Annotated in this window: 21 protein-coding genes; 10 read left to right on the top strand and 11 right to left on the bottom strand. The window is 45.7% G+C overall.

Annotation, left to right across the window (positions count from 1 at the left end):
• Positions 1-50: 50 nt before the first annotated feature.
• Entirely contained in the window at positions 51-677 is a 627-nt protein-coding gene (locus tag C7475_RS14590; protein WP_110054131.1) for a TetR family transcriptional regulator C-terminal domain-containing protein, read from the top strand.
• 7 nt (positions 678-684) lie between these two features.
• Positions 685-2,007, top strand: a complete 1,323-nt coding sequence (locus tag C7475_RS14585; RefSeq protein WP_110054130.1) for an AarF/ABC1/UbiB kinase family protein — start codon at positions 685-687, stop codon at positions 2,005-2,007.
• A 65-nt stretch (positions 2,008-2,072) separates the two neighbouring features.
• Here C7475_RS14585 and C7475_RS14580 read toward each other — a convergent pair whose 3' ends face one another.
• From C7475_RS14580 to sppA, 5 genes are all read right to left on the bottom strand, one after another.
• Positions 2,073-2,570 carry a DUF2911 domain-containing protein gene (locus C7475_RS14580; RefSeq protein WP_110054129.1) on the bottom strand — a complete coding sequence of 166 codons (498 nt, stop codon included), beginning with the start codon at positions 2,568-2,570 and terminating at the stop codon, positions 2,073-2,075.
• An 88-nt stretch (positions 2,571-2,658) separates the two neighbouring features.
• The gene (locus C7475_RS14575; protein WP_110054128.1) at positions 2,659-3,204 is read right to left on the bottom strand and encodes an SRPBCC family protein; all 546 of its coding nucleotides are present in this window, start codon (positions 3,202-3,204) and stop codon (positions 2,659-2,661) included.
• 2 nt (positions 3,205-3,206) lie between these two features.
• Entirely contained in the window at positions 3,207-3,734 is a 528-nt protein-coding gene (locus tag C7475_RS14570; protein WP_110054127.1) for an SRPBCC family protein, read from the bottom strand.
• A gap of 33 nt (positions 3,735-3,767) precedes the next feature.
• On the bottom strand, positions 3,768-4,871 hold the full coding sequence (locus C7475_RS14565; RefSeq protein WP_110054126.1) for an ABC transporter permease: 1,104 nt from the start codon (positions 4,869-4,871) through the stop codon (positions 3,768-3,770).
• Between the two features lie 115 nt (positions 4,872-4,986).
• Positions 4,987-6,750, bottom strand: a complete 1,764-nt coding sequence (sppA, locus tag C7475_RS14560; protein ID WP_110054125.1) for a signal peptide peptidase SppA — start codon at positions 6,748-6,750, stop codon at positions 4,987-4,989.
• An 89-nt stretch (positions 6,751-6,839) separates the two neighbouring features.
• Between sppA and folK the strand changes: the two genes are divergently transcribed.
• Both folK and C7475_RS14550 read left to right on the top strand, forming a co-directional pair.
• Positions 6,840-7,331, top strand: coding sequence for a 2-amino-4-hydroxy-6-hydroxymethyldihydropteridine diphosphokinase (gene folK, locus C7475_RS14555; protein ID WP_110054124.1), 492 nt, complete (start codon positions 6,840-6,842; stop codon positions 7,329-7,331).
• A gap of 18 nt (positions 7,332-7,349) precedes the next feature.
• Complete coding sequence (locus C7475_RS14550; RefSeq protein ID WP_110054123.1) at positions 7,350-7,973, top strand: deoxynucleoside kinase; 624 nt, start codon at positions 7,350-7,352, stop codon at positions 7,971-7,973.
• A gap of 24 nt (positions 7,974-7,997) precedes the next feature.
• Here C7475_RS14550 and C7475_RS14545 read toward each other — a convergent pair whose 3' ends face one another.
• Entirely contained in the window at positions 7,998-9,230 is a 1,233-nt protein-coding gene (locus C7475_RS14545) for an NAD(P)/FAD-dependent oxidoreductase (protein WP_110054122.1), read from the bottom strand.
• A 172-nt stretch (positions 9,231-9,402) separates the two neighbouring features.
• Between C7475_RS14545 and C7475_RS14540 the strand changes: the two genes are divergently transcribed.
• The 3 genes from C7475_RS14540 to C7475_RS14530 all read left to right on the top strand — a co-directional run bounded on the left by C7475_RS14540 (position 9,403) and on the right by C7475_RS14530 (position 14,648).
• The gene (locus C7475_RS14540) at positions 9,403-11,856 is read left to right on the top strand and encodes an MG2 domain-containing protein (protein ID WP_110054121.1); all 2,454 of its coding nucleotides are present in this window, start codon (positions 9,403-9,405) and stop codon (positions 11,854-11,856) included.
• Positions 11,857-11,932: 76 nt separating this feature from the next.
• Entirely contained in the window at positions 11,933-13,072 is a 1,140-nt protein-coding gene (locus C7475_RS14535; protein WP_110054120.1) for a lipase family protein, read from the top strand.
• 271 nt (positions 13,073-13,343) lie between these two features.
• Entirely contained in the window at positions 13,344-14,648 is a 1,305-nt protein-coding gene (locus C7475_RS14530; protein ID WP_110054119.1) for an O-acetylhomoserine aminocarboxypropyltransferase/cysteine synthase family protein, read from the top strand.
• 454 nt (positions 14,649-15,102) lie between these two features.
• Here C7475_RS14530 and C7475_RS14520 read toward each other — a convergent pair whose 3' ends face one another.
• Together C7475_RS14520 and C7475_RS14515 are read right to left on the bottom strand one after the other, a co-directional pair.
• Complete coding sequence (locus tag C7475_RS14520) at positions 15,103-16,308, bottom strand: hypothetical protein (RefSeq protein WP_110054117.1); 1,206 nt, start codon at positions 16,306-16,308, stop codon at positions 15,103-15,105.
• Positions 16,309-16,591: 283 nt separating this feature from the next.
• Positions 16,592-17,260, bottom strand: a complete 669-nt coding sequence (locus C7475_RS14515; protein ID WP_110054116.1) for a glycoside hydrolase family 19 protein — start codon at positions 17,258-17,260, stop codon at positions 16,592-16,594.
• Between the two features lie 101 nt (positions 17,261-17,361).
• On the opposite strand from C7475_RS14515, the gene C7475_RS14510 reads away from it, so the two are divergent.
• The 3 genes from C7475_RS14510 (at position 17,362) to C7475_RS14500 (ending at position 20,541) form a co-directional block, all read left to right on the top strand.
• Positions 17,362-18,168: an AraC family transcriptional regulator gene (locus C7475_RS14510; RefSeq protein WP_233259862.1), complete on the top strand. Its 807-nt coding sequence runs from the start codon at positions 17,362-17,364 to the stop codon at positions 18,166-18,168.
• Positions 18,169-18,246: 78 nt separating this feature from the next.
• On the top strand, positions 18,247-18,732 hold the full coding sequence (locus tag C7475_RS14505) for a GNAT family N-acetyltransferase (RefSeq protein ID WP_110054115.1): 486 nt from the start codon (positions 18,247-18,249) through the stop codon (positions 18,730-18,732).
• Between the two features lie 27 nt (positions 18,733-18,759).
• Positions 18,760-20,541, top strand: coding sequence for a DUF885 family protein (locus tag C7475_RS14500; protein ID WP_110054114.1), 1,782 nt, complete (start codon positions 18,760-18,762; stop codon positions 20,539-20,541).
• Between the two features lie 65 nt (positions 20,542-20,606).
• Here the strand turns inward: C7475_RS14500 and C7475_RS14495 are convergent, their stop codons facing one another.
• The 3 genes from C7475_RS14495 to C7475_RS14485 form a co-directional block, all read right to left on the bottom strand.
• Positions 20,607-21,233 carry a pyridoxamine 5'-phosphate oxidase family protein gene (locus C7475_RS14495; RefSeq protein WP_110054617.1) on the bottom strand — a complete coding sequence of 209 codons (627 nt, stop codon included), beginning with the start codon at positions 21,231-21,233 and terminating at the stop codon, positions 20,607-20,609.
• Between the two features lie 78 nt (positions 21,234-21,311).
• Positions 21,312-22,178 carry an alpha/beta fold hydrolase gene (locus tag C7475_RS14490; RefSeq protein WP_110054113.1) on the bottom strand — a complete coding sequence of 289 codons (867 nt, stop codon included), beginning with the start codon at positions 22,176-22,178 and terminating at the stop codon, positions 21,312-21,314.
• A gap of 241 nt (positions 22,179-22,419) precedes the next feature.
• The gene (locus C7475_RS14485; protein WP_158286506.1) at positions 22,420-23,415 is read right to left on the bottom strand and encodes an AraC family transcriptional regulator; all 996 of its coding nucleotides are present in this window, start codon (positions 23,413-23,415) and stop codon (positions 22,420-22,422) included.
• Between the last annotated feature and the right edge of the window lie 29 nt (positions 23,416-23,444).

Raw genomic sequence — 23,444 nt, 5'->3', positions numbered from 1 at the left:
ACTTATATAGCCCGCTGTCATGTAATTACTTACGCACTAAACCCTGGATCATGGACAAAAAACTCATTCGCGACGCTTATAAAACTTACTGGCTGGAAAATGGTAAAAGACCTGTTTCAGTGTACACCTTCTGCCAACAGCTGGAAGTAACCGAAAGGGCCTTTTATGACAGCTACTCGTCCTTTGATGCACTGGAAAAAGATATATGGCTTTCTTTCTTCCAGGATACCGTAGAACAGTTAAAAGAAGATGAGATCTACAGGAACTATTCCTCCCGTGAAAAATTACTCACCTTCTATTTTCTCTGGGTACAGCAACTGCGCGACAACAGAAGTTATATCCTGCAGCAGAAAGATAAATACCTCGTACCTGGATTACACCTGGACAGATTGGAATCTTTCCGTATCGCATTCTACGACTATATCCGTGATCTGATCAAAGAAGGATATCAGACCGGCGAGATCAAAGAACGTAAATACATCTCAGACCAATATGTACACGGCTTCTGGTTACAGGCGCTCTTCGTGCTGCGCTACTGGACAAACGATGACAGTGAACGCTTCGAAATGACAGATGCTGCCATAGAAAAAGCGGTAAACCTCAGCTTCCAGCTGATCAGTTCCAATACGCTTGACAGCCTCCTGGACTTCGGAAAATTCATGTTTGCAAGGAAATAAAACAGTGATGAAAGAACAGACGAACATCCCTACCGGTAAAGTAGAACGTGCCAGCAAATTTGTAACAACAGGATTAAAGGTCGGTACCAACTACCTCAAACATTATACAAAGAAACTCATAGATCCTTCCATCAGCAGGGAAGAGCTCCATGCCGATAATGCAGAAGACATTTATGATACGCTCAGCAACCTGAAAGGAAGCGCACTGAAAGTAGCGCAGATGCTCAGTATGGACAAGGGCATGCTACCTAAAGCCTATACCGAACGTTTTGCCATGTCACAGTATAGCGCACCTCCCCTTTCCGGTCCTCTGGTCATCAATACCTTCGTCAAGACCCTGGGTAAATCGCCCTCTCAGCTTTATGATACCTTTGATATGCAGGCATCTAATGCCGCAAGTATCGGACAGGTACATAAAGCCACTAAATGGGGCAAGGAACTGGCTATAAAGATCCAGTATCCCGGCGTAGCCAATAGCGTAAAATCCGACCTCCGCATCGTTAAGCCTTTTGCGATCCGCATTGTAGGCATGAACGAAGTGGACATGGATAAATATTTCGAAGAAATAGAAGGTAAACTGCTGGAAGAAACAGATTATCACCTGGAACTGAAACGCTCCATGGAAGTATCGGCACAATGTGCTCATATTCCCAATCTGGTCTTCCCCAAATATTACCCCGAACTGTCCAGCGACAGGATCATTACGATGGACTGGCTGAAAGGCTTCCACCTGAAAGAATTCCTGCAACGTAATCCATCACAGGAAGCACGTAACAAGATCGGTCAGGCACTGTGGGATTTTTATCAGTTCCAGGTCCATCAGTTGAAAAAGGTACATGCAGATCCCCATCCCGGCAACTTCCTGATGCGCGACGATGGTACCGTTGGCGTATTCGACTTTGGTTGTATAAAGGAAATTCCGGAAGATTTCTACACCAACTACTTCCTCCTGGTCGATAAAGAAATATTAAAGGACGAAAGAAGACGCAAAGAGATCTATACAGCGCTGGAAATGATCCACCCGAGCGATACCGAGAAAGAAGTGGTTTTCTTCTCCGGCCTTTTCCAGAAAATGATCGATATGCTCACCCTTCCTTTTACACTGGAAGAGTTTGACTTCGGTGATGAATCTTATTTTGCCGAGATCTATGCTTACATGGATTACCTCTACAACCTGAAAGAAGTGAGAGATTCTAAGGTAGCGAGAGGTTCCAGGCACTCACTATACGTAAACCGTACCTACTTCGGTTTATACTCCATCCTGAGCGATCTGAAAGCAAAAATAATGACCGGTGACGCACGTATGAAAAGCATGATGCATCCCGCATAAAAGGATATTCAATAAAAAAGCCCCCGTTTATAAGCGGGGGCTTTTTTATTGAATAATGTCTGTACTTATTTTACTGGTACTTCAACGTGGGTGTTATCCCATTCTACCACTAACTTGTTTGAAGGCACAGTGATTGTCAGCTTTTCAACCGGTGCGCTGGTTTTGCCGGCTTTCGCTTTTACCTGCAGTACGTCCTTGTCTTTGATCTTATCGTACTCATAAGCACCCCACTGCTTCAGTGAGCTGTTCAGCACGAATGTCCATTCGTTAGCCTCAGGAATAGTAAATAAAGTGTAAGTACCTGCTTTTACAGGTTTGCCCCCGAAGCTGCCGTCTTTAGCAAAGGTGATCTCAGTAGCCTCGTTAGCGCCTAAACGCCATACTTTACCGTAAGGCACCAGCTCTCCGAAGATAACCCTGCCTCTTTTTGATGGTTGTCCGTAAGCTACCTTAACGTTATTTCCTTCAGCAGTTATACGTGGACTTTTTGGTGCTTTTTCCTGTGCAGATACAAAACCTGTTGTTCCTGCCAGTATTGCTAAAACTAATAGAACGTGTTTCATAGTCGTAGTTGTTTTACTGTTCTGAATTTTACGAAAAATACATTCTTTCATCCATACCAGGCTTACCACTCATAACAATTCGGACTGCTTATTTTTTCTTTTCGCAGATGCTCTTCAGTTTCGTCAACCCATCTTCCAGTTGCGGTCCTGTCAGCTTATCGGCAAGGAAACCTCTCAGTTTCCACCATGGCAGCAAGCCCAGGTGTGTTTCCAGCCGCCACCGGATTACGGTGCCTTTACCATCAACTGAGGGCTTCAGATCAAATGCTGCCGATATCGGCTTCATGGCGTTGAACTCCATGTTATAAAAAACACCTTTTGACGGTGCGCTTTCCCTGATAAATACTTTACCTGACACAGGTTTCTCCTGTTGCATGCCAGACCAGGTATAATAGGCGCCCTGCCCTACAGCGGGATTTGAATATTCAATGTTAGACGCAACGCCGGGAGCAGCCCACGGATTCCATTCCGGCCAGGTATTCAGATTATTGATCTCGGAATATACGATCGGCAAAGGAGCATCTATCACACCGGAACGTTCAACGATCGCCTTTGAGGGGAGTAATAGGGAAATAAGAAATATCAATACCCCGAAACAAAGAGCACTTAACAATAATAATTTAATGAAACGCATATCTATTTTACTAATTTCTCCAGGTTTTCCAACCCTCTTTCAAAATCTTTTCCTATCCATTTGTCAAACATCAACCCCATGATCTTTCCGGCAGGATATCTGCCGACTTCCATGGCCATGCTCCAGGTTACCTGAGTGCCTCTTCCTGAAGGCTCAAAACGGAAATACCCTTTCGTGACCTTTTTTTCCATGAAATGCATCTCGATAGTGATCTGTTTATTGGGCCGGGACGCCGTGATAGTAACTGAGCCCCTGCCTATTTTCCGGTTCCTGCTTATCCACTGATAACCGGCCCCTTCCCCGCTTTTCTTATCGTTGTAAGACAACTTCATCATAGGATCTGACTGCTGCCAGGGCGACCACTTCTCCCAGTTACGTAATACATTCACCTGGTCAAAAACTTCTGAAAGAGATGCGGGGATGGCTCTGACACGCACAACCTTCACTGTAGCAGGCAGGAACATGCTGACAATGAACAAACCTGGTATAAGCACTGCAAGTGCCCCAAGTACGATAAATAAGGCTTGCATATACAAAAGGTAGGAAAAAATCCAGACTTATCCCTATTCCCACTTGAATACCCGCACTGCCACGATGTATACGACCACTCCCCAGAGTGCAATAACCCCCAGTTCAAGTCCCACGTTCCATAAATGCTGCCCCTCGAAAGCGATCTTACGGAACGCATCATTCAGGTAGGTCAGCGGCATAATACGGCATATCGGCTGTAACCAGGACGGGAATGCATCTACTGCCACAAAAGTGCCCGCCAGCAGGAACTGTGGTAATGTGATCACGTTCGCGATAGGCGGTATGGCGCTTTCACTGTTCGCAATGCCACTTACCACAAATCCGAAACCCATAAATACGATCACGCCGAACGACGTTAGTACCAGCATTTCAAAGAAGGTGGTCCATCCGTGTACCAGCGTAAACCCGAAAGCAAAGTAACCAATGGCAATGATGATAACAGCACCAGCTACCTGGAATATCAGGCGCGCGAGTGCTTCTCCCAATACTATATAAAGCCTCCGGATCGGTGTGGCGAAGAAACGTTTTAATACCAGCGTCTGACGTAGACTGAAGAAGAGGAATGCAGTGCTGAACACAGCCGCACTTAACAGGGAAAAGCTAAGCAGGCCCGGAAGGATGAAATCGATCCTTCTGTACCGGCGCCCCGGCAGCACCTCTACGGGTTCCAGTTTTGCTACCGAGCCCCTGGGATAATAAGTGTCATCCGCACCATGAATAATGCCTGCCAGTATAGTGTTAAATAAGGAGATCTTGTCAGTAGCAGCGGTTGACGTACGCACCTTCACATCAAAGCCAGGTACCTTAGTCTGGGCGGGCAGGGACGTTACACGAATAATGGCAGTAATACGCCCCTTTTTCAGATCGTCTTCCATTTCTGCAGCCGGCTTACCAGTGATCAGTTTCAGGCTTTTCTCCTGGGTTAATTGCCGGTACAGGTAACTGCTGGTATCTGTAGCGGCGTCCACCCCTACCTTCACCGATATGCCATTATCGCCTATAAAGCCGAATACAAGGATAAAAACCAGGGGGAACCCCAGGCTGAAGATTACTGCTGAAGGGCTTCTGACTATTCCTATCAGGCTCGCTTTTGCCATGGCTAACAGCGCCTTCCATTGATTATATTTAACCGCCATACTTACTTAACGCTGGTCTATTCTTAAAAAATCGCATAAAACTACTATTGTTTTACCCATTTCCATAAAAAAACCTGCCGTTAAAGGCAGGTTTAATACTATTTTAAGTCTGGTTTTACCTGATTTCCATCACATAAGGCAACTTTGCCTGTATCTCTCCGTTCATTTCTTTCAGATGTTTGATCTGCTTATACAGTGTATACTGGTCGCCAAGCTCACTCTTAATAGCAGCCTCAATATGGCTGTTATCGTTAAATGACTTCATAAATTTAGCGAACGGTTCCTGCGGTTCAGGATATTCCCTCAAACGGAACTCACCAACTTTTGCCAGTTTCGCAGCACATTTGATCGCATCATCAATACCACCGATCCTGTCCACCAGTCCCAGTTGTTTCGCCTGTATACCGCTCCATACACGTCCCTGTGCAATGCTGTCCACGATCGGTCCGCTCAGTTTACGGCCTTCCACCACACGACCCTTGAAAGTACTGTAAATGCTGTCAACCGAGTTTTGGATAAACTTCTTCTCAATTTCTGTCAGCGGACGGGAAGTATTACCCAGATCAGCATACTGTGCTGTCTTCACGCCATCAAACGTCACACCCAGTTTATTCTTAAAGAAACCCTGCAGGTTCGGTAGTACGGCAAATACACCGATAGAACCTGTCAGCGTGTTCGGTTCTGCAAAAATAGAGTCCGCCATACAGGAAATATAATAGCCTCCCGACGCTGCATAATCCCCCATGGACACTACCACCGGTTTGCTCTTTTTTGCCAGTACAAGCTCACGCCAGATCGACTCTGACGCCAGTGCACTTCCTCCCGGAGAGTTCACACGGAAAACGATGGCTTTAACATTCTTGTCCTGTCTTGCCTCACGAATGAGTTTCACAAAGTGACCACTGCTGATCGTAGTCTCCTCCTCACTATCACCGCCTACAATATTTCCTTCTGCATAGATCAACGCTATCTTGCTGTCTTCTCCTTTACCGGTAGCAATATCTGTAGCGCTCTCATATTTGGAAAGGGAAATGAAATTCACCTTGTCATCCCCTTCTTTACCCAGTCTTGATTTGATCTCGTCCATCACCTCGTCGTTATACTTCAGACCATCTACCAGTTTATATTTCAGCGCATCAGCAGCCTCCTGGATCAGTCCTTCGTTCGCATAACGGTGTAATGTGGCTGTATCTATTTTTCTTGAAGCACCTATGTTTTTCAGGAAATTGCCATACAGGTCTCCCAGGTAAGCATTTGTCTGAATACGGTTTGCTACCGTCATCTGCGTTTCACGTAAAGGCTCGGTAGCGCTCTTGAAACGGCCGTCGTAAAAGATCTGCGGCTGGATCTCCAGTTTCTCCAGCGTTCCTTTCAGGAAGGTCAGCTGCGTAAAGAAACCACTGAATTCCAGTCCTCCTTTCGGATGCACATATATCTTGTCTGCCAGGGAGGCCATATAATAGGCCTTCTGGTCCATTACCTCTCCGTAAGCATAAATGAACTTGCCAGACTGCTTGAAATGCAGCAGTGCATTACGCACTTCTTCATTAGTGGCAAACCCGTTCGCATTGTTGTCGGCCTTCAGATAGATCCCTTTGATATTATCATCAGTTTCTGCTTTTCTGATCAGGCGTACCACATTGTAAAGCCCCGGGGTCTCTTTCGGCCCCTGGCGCAACACGGCGTTTACCGGATTAACGATCTTCTGTTCGGTATAAGGCTGACTGGTTTCCAGTACCAGCACTCCGTTTGGCGATATAGTAACAGCTTCGGGGCTAACCGCTTTAACAACAACTCCCATCAGGATGAACACCCCAAGTACGGAGATCACGATGAAGGCCAGTAGAACGGCAAAGAAAATTTTAAAAAAGCTACGCATTTATGGAAGATTTAGTTTTAATGGACCTGCCGGTCGTCTTCTTTTTCCAAAAATAAAGAATATGTATACTTTTGGGCCGTTGAAGATACATGAATAAAGCAATATTACTTATAGGTGGCAATCTGGGTGACCGTACCGGTCATTTACAACAGGCTGTAGAGCAGATAGATAAGCAGATAGGGAAGGTGGAAAAAATTTCCGCCCTTTACGAGACGGCTGCCTGGGGCCACGTAGAACAGCCAGACTACCTTAATCAGGCCCTCCTGGTGTCAACAGACATGGATGCACGAACGCTCCTTGAGACCGTATTAGCCATAGAGCATAATATCGGCCGCATCCGCCGTCAGAAATGGGGCGCCCGGGTCATTGACATTGATATCATCTTTTATAATGATGACGTTATCAATCAGCCCGACCTGAAGGTCCCGCACCCTCAAATGCAGTTCAGACAATTTGTACTGGTTCCCCTCCGGGAAATACTCCCCGACTGGCAACATCCTGTACTACACCAGTCTGTCAGCACTTTACTTGACAACTGCACAGACGAACTACCAGCCGTAAAATATAACGGCGTAAGCTAAACCATCTACAACCGGTCCATGAATTACAGATACATCACTATAGAAGGTAACATCGGCGCAGGAAAAACGACCCTGGCCACCAAACTCGCAGCACACTTTAACGCAAAACTGATCCTGGAAGAATTTGCAGATAATCCCTTCCTGCCAAAGTTTTATGAAAAGCCCCAGCAATATGCCTTTCCATTGGAGCTCTTCTTCATGGCCGAACGTTATAAACAGCTGAAAGACATGCTCCAGATACAGGATATGTTCAGCGATCTTGTCGTGTCTGATTATCTTTTTATCAAGAGCCTCCTGTTCGCAAAAATTAACCTGAAAGAAGAAGAATATAGTCTCTATCAGAAACTGTTCGATATTATCAATCCGCAGCTGGTACAACCAGACCTGCTCATCTTCCTGAACGCCCCCATTCTTAAATTACAGCAGAATATCAAACACCGTAACCGTTCTTATGAACAGCAGATCGCAGACGAATACCTCGTTAATGTGCACGATATGTACATGCAGTATATCCGCCAGCATCCCGTTCGTACCCTGATGGTAGACATGACGAAAGTGGATTTTGTGAAGAACCCGGGCGATTTTGATAAGCTGTTACTGGCCCTCGGCAAAGATTACGAACCGGGTATTCATTACCTGTAAGCGTCATCCGGCGACAGCTTTATACTATACCAATCTCCCTGCAATAGTACTTGCTGCTACCCAGCCACTTGTCCATGCATGCTGAAAGTTAAAGCCTCCGGTAATACCATCAACATCCATCACTTCACCGGCAAAGAATAATCCTGGCGCAAGTTTGCTCTCCATTGTGGCAGGATCTATTTCAGATAGTTTTATACCGCCACAGGTCACAAACTCTTCTTTGAAAGTTGTTTTTCCTTTTACAGGGCATTCCATAGCCGTCAGATATTTTATCAGTTTATACTGCTCTTTCGCTGGCATATCTGCCCACCGTACATCCTCTCCTATTCCTGATTGTTGCAGGAAGAACTGCCATAAACGCGCTGGTAGTCCAAAAGGGTTCTTATGATGCATTTTCTGACCTCCCAGGTCAAAGCGCAGACCTTGTATTTCTTCCCGTAAGCTGTTTTCATTAAATGCAGGCAACCAGTTGATCAACGCCGTGAACTGGTATTGCAGGGCACCCAATTCCCTTGCGCCCCAGGCTGAAAGCCGTAATACACATGGCCCGCTCATGCCCCAGTGGGTGATCAGTAATGGTCCCTGTTCCTGCAGTTTAGTACCGGCTATCTTCACATGCGCTTCCTCCACACTCACCCCCATCAGGGTGGTAATAGGATTGCCGGGCATATTGAACGTAAACAGCGAAGGCATGGGCGCTATGATCTCATGCCCTGTCGATTGTAACCAGGCAAATTTGTCCAGCTGTGCATACCCCCCCGCTGCCACACAAACGAAATCAGTTTTCAAAACCCCGCCGTCATGCAAGCGTACTTCCCAGCCTTTATCCGTGCTCACCAGTTCATCAACAGCTACACTCGTCCTGATCTTTACACCATACCTGTCTGCATCTTTCAGCAGGCAGTCGATGATGGTCTGGGAATTGTCCGTTACCGGAAACATCCTGCCATCTGCTTCAGCTTTCAACGTAACACCTCTTTCCTTAAACCAGCTGATCGTATCTGGCACAAAAAACCGGCTGAAAGACTTCTTTACAAAGTGTTGTCCTCTCGGATAACGTTTTGACATATATAATATATCCGGAGCATTATGCGTTACATTACACCTTCCTCCGCCCGAAACTTTCACTTTAGATAAAAGTTTATTACTTTTTTCTATTAATATGACTTCCAGTTGACTATGAAGGCGAGCGGCGTTCACTGCACAGAAAAAACCGGCGGCTCCACCCCCTATTACTACTAATCTCTTGTTTACCATGTTTTTATATCACGGAGTTTTCTAAAATCACAATCCAGCCGCAATAATAATTCAAAGCCGGGACATTCTAATTTATTAACTACCAATAACATTATTTGTATATATTAATTTTTCATGCTACTTTGCATATTATATTTTTTGATACTATATTGTCCGCAAAATGTTGTTCCACATGCAATCTGTGTTCTCTAAAAAACGAAATCGCCTAAGGTGGCTTCTCCCAGTCTGTCTGCTGGGTGTTACCGGCGCCCTTGCGTTTTATCCCGCCGACGAATGGCAGGATAAAATCACGCAGGCATTGGAAGCGTACAGCAAACGCTTCCCGCAGGAAAAGGTTTACCTGCACCTGGATAAGGACTACTACGCCGCAGGGGAAACCATGTGGTTCAAAGCGTATGTTTTGCTACAAGGCCAGCCATCACTTTCAGCGACAAACCTGTACGTTGAGCTGGTGGATAAATCCGGCAACGTAGTAAATAAAAAATTGATCTCTGTCGGTGGTGCTACCGGTTCCGGTGCATTCGAACTGCCGGAAAGTTCTAAACCGGGTCAATACCAGCTGCGTGCATACACTGCATGGATGCTGAACTTTGACGCCGAATATCTCTTCTACAAAAACATCGAAATATTCGATCCGGCTAAGCCAGTTGGTCCTACTCCTAAAGCAGTTTCTAACGACTTCGCCGTAAACTTCTTCCCTGAAGGCGGTAACCTGATCGCTGGCGTTGCCGGCCGTGTTGCGTTCAAAGCTATCGATCAGCAAGGTTATCCTCAGGAGGTAAATGGTATCATCCAGAACCTGAAAGGAGAAACAGTAGCTTTGGTAAAAACTACCCGCGACGGTATGGGTATGTTCGACATCACCCCTACTGCAGGAGAAACTTATAAAGCCCTGATCCAAACAGCCAAAGGCCAGCAGAAAACAATACTGCTGCCGGTTGTTAAAGCGGCAGGCGTAGGTCTTAAAGTCTTCAATAAAGGCACCCGCATTTTCTATCAAACCTTACCTGCGACAAAAGATAATCCGGTATACAATAACATGATGATCGTTGCGCAAATGCAGCAGCACATCGTGTACAAAGCAAAACTGAATGCAGCGGAAGGCCAGATGAGCGGTTTTATACCTACTAAAGAATTGCCTTCAGGTATCATTCAGCTGACTATCTTCAACAGCGAAGGTTTACCAATGGCGGAAAGGCTCGCTTTCGTAAGAAAGAACGACTTCCTGTCACTCACCCTGCAGAATACAGCTATCAATACCCAGCCAAGACAGAAGAACACACTGGAAATAAAGATCCCGGACACCATGCTTACCAGCTTGTCCGTTTCTATTACCGATGCTGACCAGATCGTGAAAGATCAGGACGAGAACAACATCATCTCTAACCTGCTCCTCACTTCCGATATCAAAGGTTATATAGCTAATCCTGCCCAGTACTTCAAAGATACAGAGCCTGCCACCCTTCAGGGTCTGGACCTGGTGATGATGACCAACGGCTGGAGAAGATTCAGCTGGGAAAAGATCCTCCACAACTTCATGCCTGATGTTAAGTTCCCTTACGAACAGGGCTTACTCCTGAGAGGTGTGGCTACTACCAACAAAGGCGCCAGCGCCCTGTCAAACGGTAAAGTGGATTTCATCCTGAAACAACCGATCGATACTTCTACCGCATTCTCTTCCGTTACTACTAACGATAAAGGTGAATTTGCTATTGACCGCCTGCAGTTCGTAGATACCATCAACGTATTCTACCGCGCCAACGATCCTAACAAATCATGGAAGGACGTAAACGTGAAATTTGAACCGCACTTCTTTGAGAAAAAAGAAACGGTAACATTGCCTTATCCTTTCAGAACTACCTTAGAAATAGAAAGCAGGGTATTATCCAGCTATCTCGCTACTGTAGCTGAAAACTCCGCAGTGAGCAGATCCATCCGCGGAAAACCGATCTTCCTGAAAGAGATCAACGTTCGTGAAAAACGTCTCAGCAAAGCTGAAACAGTTGAAAAACGTTATGCTACAGGTATGTTCAGCGCGGGTGATGGTTACGGTTTCGACCTGACAAGGGACGAACCCGGAAGCCTGAGCATCTTCCAGTACCTCCAGTCTAAAGTTCCTGGTCTGACGGTTAATCTGAGCGATCCTACCACCGGCCCGGCCCTGACCTGGCGTGGTGGTCCTCCGGTACTGTTCCTGAACGAAATGCCTACCAACATCAATATGCTGAATAACATCAACATCGGTGATGTGGCCTTCATCAAGGTATTACGCCCTACCTTCGTAGGTGGTTTCGGTGGTAGCTCCGGCGCCATTGCAGTATACACCAGGAAAGGCGGCGATAGTAAAAGCGACGTCGATACACGCGGCTTTGAAAAATATCAGAAAGGCGGTTATGACATCATGAAAGAATTCTACGCACCGGATTACACCGTTCGTAAGGAAATTCACATCCTGCAGGATAAAAGGCTGACCCTCTACTGGAATGCAAACCTGGTAGCAGATACGCTGACACATACCGCCAAGATCTCCTTCTATAACAACGACTTTACAAGACGTTTCCGTATAGTAGTAGAAGGTATGGGTGAAGATGGTTCCGTAGGACGTACAGAGCAGCTATTGCAATAATTATAGTCCCTGGCCGACAAAAAATAGTCCATAGTTCAACAACTATGGACTATTTTTATTTATACAATGCCAGGATATGAATAATACATTAAACAGTATCTCAGCAGGCTGGCAGGCCCCAAAATTGATTTGCCCGTCACTTGTTATAACCCTCTGGATATTCTTTCAGTCCACACCGCTTATCGCTCAACAACTCAAGCCAGGTTTTGACCCGCAGGAATATGCGGAACTGCTGGATATCGACTTCCTTCACGCCGATACCCCCTGGACCAACGTGAAGATCCCTCCTCCCCAACATGCCCGGCTGGTATACCGTTCCCCGGAAACAGGCCTTTACAACCGCTGGGACCTGTGGGTAAGGAACGACCAGACGATCATTATCAGCATTCGTGGTACTATCGGACAAAAAGAATCCTGGCTGGAGAATTTTCATGCAGGTATGATTCCCGCAATAGGAGCGCTTAAACTGAACGATAGCGCCGTTTTCCGTTACCGCCTGGCGAAAGACAGTAATGCTTATGTACATGCCGGATGGACACTGGCGCTGGCCAGTATGGCACCCGATATCGTTGCCCATGTCAAAGAATACTACCGGAAAGGGGCCCGTAATTTCCTGATATCCGGCCATAGCCAGGGAGGCGCTATCAGTTTCCTGCTCCGCTCTTACCTGGAATATCTGGACGACCCCGATCTTCCAAAAGACATTACCTATAAAACCTATTGCAGTGCTGCCCCCAAACCGGGTAATCTCTATTACGCCTACGACTTCGATTTTATTACCCGCAATGGTTGGGGATACCGGGTGGTCAATACGCGCGACTGGGTGCCGGAAACGCCCTTCTCGCTGCAAACCACGGGCGACTTTAACACCCCTAATCCCTTTATGACCGTTAAAGGAGCACTGAAAAAACAAAATATTATCGTCCGCCTCGTAGTGAAATCCATGTACAACAGGTTAGACCGCAGCACCCGGAGGGCCAGCCGCCGGATGCAGAAGTTATTGGGTAAACAGCTGGCGGGAAGAGTGCGTAAGGCTATCCCGGGTTATATGCCGCCAGAATTTGTCTCCAGCCATAATTATATGCCCGCCGGAATACCTGTCATCCTGCATCCGGACGCAGACTACGACCGTAAATATATATTCGACGGAAAGAACATCTTCATCCACCATATGCATGCCCCCTACCGGGAGCTTCTCCAAACAATCTACCAGTAATCGTATTATTTTATCTGTTCCGGGGGATGATCAAGTCCACCTCAGGTCCACCTATAAAGCATGTATACGCCATGTTTACTATAGGCAAACGACCTGTCTATGGCTACTTTACAATAACCACATCCTTAATTTCCGGGCAAAACACTCCGCCTGAAGAAAAATGGTAAAATAGTATAACCCTCACATTTAGTCCACTTACTTTGTAGATTAATTAATATATTCATATTCAACATCGTTCTTTATTTACAGAAACCATATAAAACACATTGTTATGGCTAAAAACTGGAAGTTTGATACGCTTCAGGTACATGCCGGGTATAGCCCGGACCCCACCACACATGCCGCAGCAGTACCGATTTATCAAACCACCTCTTACACATTTGACAGCCCCGAACATGCAGCAGACCTATTCCAGCTAAAGCAATTTGGCAACATCTACACCCGTATCATGAATCCGACTACGGATGTTTTTGAAAAAAGGGTCGCTGCACTGGAAGGAGGCGTAGCCGGACTGGCGGTAGCATCCGGACAGGCGTCACAATTCATTGCCCTGCACAACATCCTGTTACCCGGCGATAATTTTATTACCTCCAATTACCTCTATGGCGGCACCTATAACCAGTTTAAGGTCAGCTTTAAACGGATAGGCGTAGAAGCCCGTTTCGCCAACCTGGACGAACCTGAAAGCTTCGAAAGGCTGATCGATGAGAACACGAAGGCTATTTTCGTGGAAACCATTGGGAACCCCGGTTTCGCTATTCCCGACTTCGACAAGCTGGGCGCCATTGCACAAAAATATCAGATCCCCCTGGTCGTAGATAATACCTTCGGCGCCGCAGGGTATCTTATCCGTCCTATCGACTTTGGCGCTAATGTCATTGTGCAGGCAGCCACCAAATGGATCGGCGGTCATGGAAACAGTATCGGAGGTGTGATCGTGGACGGAGGGAATTTCAACTGGGGCAACGGTAAGTTCAAACAGTTCACGGAACCCGATGAAGCATACCACGGTATGAAGTTCTGGGAAGTGTTCGGCGACGCCAGCCCATTCGGTAATATTGCCTACATCATCCGTGCACGGGTAGCCGGCCTCCGTAGCTGGGGCCCCGCACTTGGTCCGCAAAATGCCTTCCTGTTCATTCAAGGTCTGGAAACGCTTTCACTACGGGTGCAACGTACAGTGGAAAATGCTCTGGCACTCGCACAATGGCTGCAACAACATCCCCAGGTGGAATATGTCAATTACCCCGGCCTGCCTGGTAATAAATATCATGAGCTGGGCAAAAAATACCTGCGCCATGGGTTTGGCGGCGTCCTCTCTTTCAAAGTAAAAGGTGGTAAAGAACCGGCAGACAAGATCGTCTCTTCACTTGAGCTCATCTATCATCTGGCCAACGTGGGAGATGCAAAAACACTCATCATTCATCCTGCTACTACAACTCACCAGCAATTGTCTGAAGAAGAACAAAAGTCTGCCGGTGTTGAACCAGGCTTGCTTCGTATCTCACTGGGTATAGAAGATATCAGTGACATCATCGCCGACCTGGAACAAGCCTTCACAAAGGCTTCCGCATAAATATAACGACCGGCCTTATACGTTGCAATACTTTATTAATACAGGTATCTTTTCCGTTAACAAGTGATTAACTAATGGATTAACAACGCATTAACAGCATCGTTATTTTTTCGTGGTATGTTTGTAATGATAAAAGCAAAAGCACGTTGTCCTTTACTTCCAGGCTTCTCATACAAAAAAGTGTATGAGAGCTTGGGGGTTAAGGGATCTCTTCGGGAAAAACTAAACTCCAAATCAAAATCACACTTCAAGATATTTATACTAAAAGATATTATGCTACCCTGGGAACATTTAGCCAAAATATTTAGAGGGGGAATAATATAGATTACTATACATGAATACGGCTGTCAGTAAATACTGTGGTCTAACAAATCAAAAACCAACTAACATAAAAGGTCTCGTTTTCACGAGACCTTTTTCTTTTCCAAATGATATAATGGCTCCGTCAATGCAATTAATCCTTCAGCTTATGCAGGAATGTAGACAATTTAAATAACAGCTCATCCTGTAAACCTGCTCTCAGTTTCGCTTCATCATCCGTAATGCCCAGACGGCGCATACGCTGATAATAAGTATATGATCCTCCTATCAGTTCCAGGCACTCTTCGATCTTCTCACGGATATCTGCTTCCTTACTCTTCTTATCATATTCCTTCTTGGAAAGGATCTTGTCAACAAAGTAAAAATTGTCCTTCGTTTCAACCCATTTTCCCCTTGACTGATGCTGCGGTTTATATACCTCCAGGTAACAGTTATCCAGGTGTAATATCTCACCAAATTCAGTCTTCACATCAATAGATGCCGGCTTGCCTTTCTGCGGGCTTGCCATCAGCTTTTTAATGAAATGACTGATCTCCGTCCCAAGCTCCCCCGCACTTGTCAGTAACTGGTTCAGTTGAGAGAATTCCAATACCATAGTGACACGGATATAACGGCTGCCCGATTTCAGCTTGCCGATAATACTTGGCGTCTGGTGTTCGTCAAAAAGGATATCTTCCACCTGCACCTTACTTACCGTACGGTAGTTGGGTGTATATCCTTCTGAAGCCGGCGTCGCCTTTTTGCTGGCGGTCCTGGACACCTGCTGTTTGGTGGTATGCTGAACAAAATCATCAATGAACCGCAGGTCATGCTCTTTCAAACGGTGATACAGTTCATGGGTATTATAATTAACGATCCTGCTAAGTAACATTACATCGTCCCATACATCGGCATATTGCACTTTTTTAAGTTCGTCCAGTACATCTGCGGCTACCAGGTTACGACGGTATAACAGCTCTCCCACCAGGAAAACTGAATAGTCGTTCACCGGATAACCAAGTTCCGGCAACAGATCATAAGGGCTCTTTTTTTGTTCTTTTGCCAGGTCCAGCTGTTCCAGGTCAGACATCACAGGTGCCAGCAGGTATTTACGTGCCGCCGTCCGCAGTTTCTTGCTCACATAATCAAGCAGATGATCATTCACTTCACGCTGGCTAACAAAGTCATGCAATATCTGCACGAAACGCTTGGATGCAGGCAAGCCGAACTGCAGCAGAATATCATTCTCCATGTCCAGCACACTTGCACCACCCGCGTGTTCCTTGCTGGTTTTAGTCCGCGTCTCCTGCTGCTGACAGCGCTGATAATATTCCTGTAGTTTCAGTTTTAGCTTATCCATATATTTATCTTATTAAATCAGTTTACTCCAAAGTCATCCGTCCCCTTTTCTGATAGCCAATGCCGGCCCTTTACGGGTATAGATTTCCCTGTTCCGCTTCCGGAATACGCCTGCGAAATGCCTAAAGACAAACGCCGACGCCTTCTATGGCGAATACAATTGTTTGTTTTACAATAAGTTATTCAATGGGAGTAGTATAGTTGATCTAATGGGAAGAATGCAAATATACGGCTTTAGAAAGTTCCGTCCCAACCTTCACTGTAATCTAATTGTAAAGCGCTGCTCACTTTAGGACCATTTTGGCCTTTTCCCAGAAGCCCAGCCGGTCGTCATACCCGTTCAGGCCGCCGTTGATACGCAGGGTTAACCACTGGAACTTGCTGTAATTCTTGTTTTTATACATTGTCGCCCAGGTATCGGGCTGGTCAGCCACCTCGTTCAGGGCCTTATATACCGTCCAGAACCAGCAGGCAGACGCGACCGCATACTGCGGAGTAGCAAGCAGGTCTGATGCATCCTGGAAAGTAGTCTTATTCCCCGTCAGTGCCTTACTGCAATCGCCATAACTGGCCCGCCCGGTCAGTTGTATCAGTCCGCGGCCCTTGAACCGCCAGCCGTCCCCGCTGGATTCAGGTCCATTGCCTAAACGGTTAGCATACACCTTATTGGCGATCTTTTCAGGCTTACCTCCAAACTGTTTTGCAACTGCAAGCGTCGGGAAATATTTAGGGAACACCACCAGTAATCGTTCCGCCCGGTAATTCAGGTTTTCAGTAACCACACGGAACTGTCCGCTTTCATGTGCCAGATGAGCCAGAAATGCGGCGGCTCTTGCAGGTGTATTGATCTGGTAGACAGGCATCTCCTGGTTCAAATAAGGTAAGTAAGTTTGAATGTGCTGAGTTTCAGCCTCCGGCATAATAGCCTGTAGCTGTTCGTTGGTAATTGTCATGGGGTTCGGTATTGAGATTAACAATACAAAGGTAAGATTAAACACGCTCTGCTGCCAAAGAAATACCCTGTATATCTTTCAACAGTTTATATCTTTGGATCATGGCAATGCAAGATCCTGTAAGGTATGAAAGCGGCACTTATGTAGGTCCGAAAATAAAGGAAAGGTCCTTCAGCTACATCATTACAAGTGAAACGGCCATTCCCGAAAACTTCAGCTCCGAATGGCATTATCACGCCAATCCACATTTTTCACATATCCTTTCAGGTGGTAGTAAAGAGGTCCGTAAAGACGGCTCCTCCATTCAGCCCGCTGGTACCGGTTTATACTATTATCCGGGCATTCCCCACCAGAATATCGACTACCGTCCCGGTACCCGCATCTTCAATATCGAATTCGAACGTTCTTTCTTTGAAAAGTACGGACTGTCCATACCGGCGGAGTCCCTTATGTTCGAGCATAATACGTCCTGTAATACCCACGGATTGATCCGGATCATGAAAGAACATTACATTAATGATCCCGAATCTTCCATTGCTATTGACCAGCTATGTATCAATCTCGTGCAGTCGGCCCTACCGACAGACAAACAATATCCTGAATGGACAAAGAAGATCAGGTCTGTACTGCACGATAACTGGAACGCTCCTATGACGCTTACAGAGCTGGCGGCTGTACTCGATCTTCATCCCGTTACGATCTCCAGGTATTTCTCCACTTATTTCAACTGTAACCTGGGAGAATATATCCGCCGTATCAAAACGGAACATGCCCTGGCACTGATCCGCACCAATCAACACTCGCTGACAGAGATCGCCTACCTTTGCGGTTTTACCGACCAGGCCCATTTCACGCGTACCTTCCGCCATATCACCGGATTGCTACCTAAAGAATACAGGAGTCTCTGATCATTTTCAATAGCACGAATTTTCTTCAGGTTAATTACATACAATTTTGCGATCTTCATAGGCCCTAGTTTTGCATGTGTGGAAACAGCAATTATACGGCCTATACGGCCCTCCGACAACGAAGCGATTGCCCGTATCATCAGAGCGGTTTTGACCGAATTTAAGGCCAATAAACCCGGTACAGCTTATTTTGATAACAGCCTGGATGAACTGTACAACGTATTCAGTTATCCGCAGGCCGCTTATTGGTTGGCCGAACAGGAAGGCCAGATCATCGGCGGAGCCGGCATCTATCCTACGCATGGGCTGCCTCCCGGTTACTGTGAACTGGTGAAACTTTATCTCCTGCCGGAAGCAAGAGGCAAAGGACTGGGCAAACAACTCATAGAGCAATGTTTTGACGCCGCCACACAGGCCGGCTTTACACACATCTACCTGGAAACAATGCCGGAACTGGTCACCGCTATCCCGCTGTATGAAAAGATGGGCTTCATCTACCTGTTCCAGGCACTGGGCGCTTCCGGTCATTTCGGATGCAGCGTCTGGATGGCAAAAGAATTATAGATCCACGATAATAAGTAACAAGAAGACATGACCATAAAAACTATGCAACGCTTTCTGCTGATAGCTTTATCCTTGTTATCAGCGTTCAATCTTACGGCACAGGACAAGAATGAAAAACTGCACCGCCTGTTCGACAACTATTACGAGGAATACAAGCGCCTCTCTCCACTGGATGCCACGGCCGCAGGCGATAACCGTTATAACGATCTGCTGCCGAACGATATCTCCGCTCCTTACATCAATGAACAGGAGCGTTTCTTTACAAGATACCAGGACTCCCTTCGCCCATTCAACAGAGAGGAACTGAATACCGCCGACAGGATCTCTTTTGACGTATTGACCGAAGTGCTCCGGCACCAGTTGCAATTACTGAAGTATCATCTCGAATACATTCCCTTCGGACAGCTCAGCGACATGCCGCTGACCATCGGCCAGCTGGGCGCAGGTGAATCTTTCCTTCCATTTAATACAGCACAGGACTACCGTAACTGGAACAAACGTATGATTGCCTTCGGCCCCTGGCTGGACACCGCTATTGCCAATCTTGAGAAAGGAAAACAAATGGGCATGATGCGGCCAAAGGTGATCGTCGAAAAAGCCATCACTGCAATGACTCCCTTAACGGAAACAGATCCGGCAAAAAGTATGTTCTACAGACGTCTGACCAATATGCCGGCCAGTATATCCAAAGCAGATAAAAAACGGATCATCGCAGATTACAAAAAAACGATCAGTACCATACTGGCGCCTGCTTATAAAAGACTGGTCACTTATCTGAAAGATGTATATCTGCCCGCCGCTCCAATAACAGCAGGCGTGAACGTATATCCATTGGGTAAAGAATACTATGAAGAGCAGGTACACTTCTACACCACTGCCAGCTATACACCCGAAGACGTTTACCAGCTGGGACTTTCAGAAGTAGCGCGTATCACGCAGGAAATGGAAGGGATTAAAACGAAGACCGGTTTTACGGGTACTTTGCAGGAGTTCTTTCACTTCCTCAAAACTGACAAACAGTTTATGCCGTTTAAAACACCGGAGGAGGTTATTGCCGCATACAGCAACATCTACCAGAAGATCCAGCCACACCTTCCGGAAATGTTCAGTCTTCAACCTAAAAGCAAGTTTGAGATCAGACGTTCTTTGCCTTTCATGGAACATTCACAGGGCGGCCCCTCCTATCTCACGCCCTCAATAGATGGCGCCAGACCAGGAATATTCTATGTGCCAATCCCCGATGCTACAAAAGTGAATGTCACCTTTTATGGACTGGAAGCAACATTCATACATGAAGCGATACCCGGTCATCACTTCCAGATCGCATTGCAGCAGGAGAATACAGCGTTGCCTGCGTTCCGCAAGCTACCTACGTTCAGTTCGTATGTTGAAGGCTGGGCGCTTTATTGTGAATCGCTGGGTGAGCAGGTAGGATGTTACACAGATCCTTATCAGAAAATGGGAGCACTGAATAATGAAATTCACCGCGCTATCAGGCTGGTGGTAGATGTGGCTTTACACACAGGTAAAATGACAAGAGAAGAAGCAATTGCTTATATGACCGCTCATGAATCGGTCGATAATGACATTGCCACCAAAGAAATTGACCGGTATATCGCCAATCCGGGGCAGGCGCTGTCTTATAAAGCAGGCGGTCTTACCATCATGAGGCTGAGAGAGAAATACAGCAAACTACTAGGCGACAAATTCAGTTTGCTGAAATTCCATGATGCCGTACTTCGCCAGGGTGATATGCCGCTGACGGTATTCGAAAAGTATATGGATGACTGGGCTGCATCCGTTAAATAGCCATTCTGATTCCTGTTTATATGGGCGTCTCCTTCCAGGGAGGCGCCTTTTCTTTTTATCTCATTTTATGAGATGTTGTTCTTCTTCGCCAGCTCTTCCTTCAACCGCTTCACTTCCTCTTCCAGTGATATTATATATCGCTTTTGCGGTGCAACCAGTTCCTCAATTTCGGGCACGCTGAATCTCGGCGTTATATGTTGCTGACAATTCCAGTCATACGCCTTGATCTTAAAGATCATCATACGTTCCGGTTTAAACTTATAATCCGCTGGCTTCAGCAGTTGATACAGTTCCGGATTTTCGTCCAGTTCTACGATCTCTGCCTCTGCATAAATTTTCAATCTCGCCCTCTGCGGATATGATACGAGAATGAGAGAAACCTTTGCGTTCTTACTAATGTTTCCAACAGAGATATATTGCCGGTTCCCCGTAAAATCAACAATGCCGATAGTAGAATTGTCGATGACTTTTATAAAGCCTTTCGGACCGCCACGATGCTGAATATAAGGGTACTCATTCTCGGAAAATGAAGCCATATAAAAGCTATCCCGCTGACCGATAAATTCAATCTCAGCATCTGTTAAACCATCTACATAAGACATCTTTTCCACCCTGTCATAAGCAAGCCTGCTACCCTGTTTTTCCTGCAACTGTTTTATGGCGTCTGTAAACGCCAGCTTTGAATAATTCATAACACTATGTTTAGCATATACTACAACCTGAAAGAATGCTGCGATATGATCTGATACATATCGCAGCACCATATCTGTTTATTTCACTACTTTCCTGGCCAGGAAATCGCTTATCAAATCTGCTATTTCTGTTCCATAACTTTCCAAAGCGAAGTGCCCGGTTTCAAACAGATGAAACTCCAGGTTCTTCAGATCTTTCTTGAAAGCCTCTGCTCCGGAGCCGGGGAAAATGTAATCGTTCTCACCATATACGATCAGTGTTTCCGGCTGATACTTCCGGAAATATTCCTGCCACTTAGGATACAACACAACGTTCGTCTGATAGTCATAAAACAAAGCAAGCTGTATAGCTCCGTTTTCAGGCCTTTCCAGGTGCCTCAGATCTATTTCCCAGTTGTCGGGAGAGATCTTGCTTACATCGGGCACATTATGTGTGTATTGCCACTTTAACCCATTCGGATCATGGAAAGTTCTAAGTGTTGCTTCAGCTTCCTTATCATTGATATTCTTCCAGTAAGCTTTGATAGGGTCCCAGAAGGTTTCCAATCCTTCTTCATAAGCACAACCGTTCTGAATGATCAATGATTCGACCTTTTCAGGGCTGGTACTGGCTATCCTAAAACCAATAGGAGCGCCATAATCCATCAGGTACAGACTGTATTTCTGAATATCCAGTTCTGCCAGCAGGGCCGTAATGATCTTAGCAAAATTTTCAAATGTATAATCAAATTCGGCCATCGGAGGCTGCTCACTTCTGCCATAGCCAGGATAATCAGGCGCAATGAGATGGTATTTATCAGACAGGTCATTGATCAGGTTCCTGTACATATGTGAAGATGTTGGATAGCCATGCAGCAGTACTAAAGTTGGCTTTGTTTTATCACCTGCTTCTCTGTAAAAGATCTCTACTCCGTGGATCTTTTTCGTATTATAGGTTGTGTTCATGATCGTTATTGTTTGTTTTGACTAATTGTTCTGTTCTTTTTTGAAAATCGATTTTCATGACTCAAAGGTGAGACAATAATCAGCCGTCCTGTTAGGCATCATTTCCCGAAGACTTAACTATTTTTCCGCGTAGAGAAGAGACAGGGGGTATGAAAGAATGCCCGAAGAAGAGAATAATGAGCGCCTTAACCATTCAGCAGAGCGCTGGTGGTGGTAACTGCACTGATAAAAAAGGAGGATACTAATTTTGTTGTAAAGCAGCTTTTTCCCTGTATTGAACGGGAGACATTCCCTGCTTGTTCTTAAAGAACCTGCTGAAGGTCTGTATATCTTCAAATCCCAGACCGTAGGCTATTTCTTTGATAGAAAGCTTGGTATAGACGATCTGTCTCCGGGCATGCAGCATGATGCGGTCATGGATAATCGTTAAAGGCTTCCGCTCTGAAGCAAGGGAGAATAAATTGGAAAGCGTTTTAGGTGACCTGTTCAGCTTTGCAGCATAGAATGCCACATCATGATGCCGGGTATAATGACCTTCTACCAGGTAATTAAACTCCCTGACTATGTCTGTCTGGTTCTTATCAAGTTTGTTCAGCTGAGTGGACTTCTTTAAACTTCTGACACAGAGAATAAGCATTCTTTTAAGGATCGCCTGCAGCATATCTTTTTGCAGAAGGTCCTGCTGCTGCATTTCACGGCAGAAAATATCCCAGGTGATGTCGAAATCTTTCAGGTCGTTCTCGTCGATAGTAACTATCGGTATAGCGGTAGCACCAAAGAATAACAATCCTTTGCTGCCAACTTCGTTATCATGATTAACAATACAGTAAAATGGTTGATTGAAACGCAGCATACGCGCTTTTTCCAGGTCAATGCTGTCAACTTTATGGAACTCTGTAAGAAAGATGATCTGGTTTTTAGATAGCTGATAAGGCACCTTATCGACCGTGATATGAAGTGATTCCTCAACATTCCAGATAAACGTCATATCTGTTTCATGTACATCGAAAACAATATCGGAATTAGCTTTATCGAGTTCGGTTAAACTCAGCATTTCCTTTTCATCATTCTTAAAAACCATAGACCTTTTATTATCCTGTTCAAAGATAGGTATTTTATAAACGGGAGGTAGTACGCTGGGATCTTCGGCTGTTTGTGTGGAAAGCTCCTCGTTGTATATGTACTTGTTTCTACAAATAACATCGTTACCAGGATCATTTTCATCCTTCTTCTTCACGGTATAGTATTTGGGCCGTGTGTAATTAA

Source organism: Chitinophaga sp. S165 (assembly GCF_003182155.1).
Lineage (GTDB): Bacteria > Bacteroidota > Bacteroidia > Chitinophagales > Chitinophagaceae > Chitinophaga.
The sequence above is the reverse complement of the archived record's forward strand: the minus strand, read 5'-3'. Positions and strand labels throughout refer to the sequence as shown.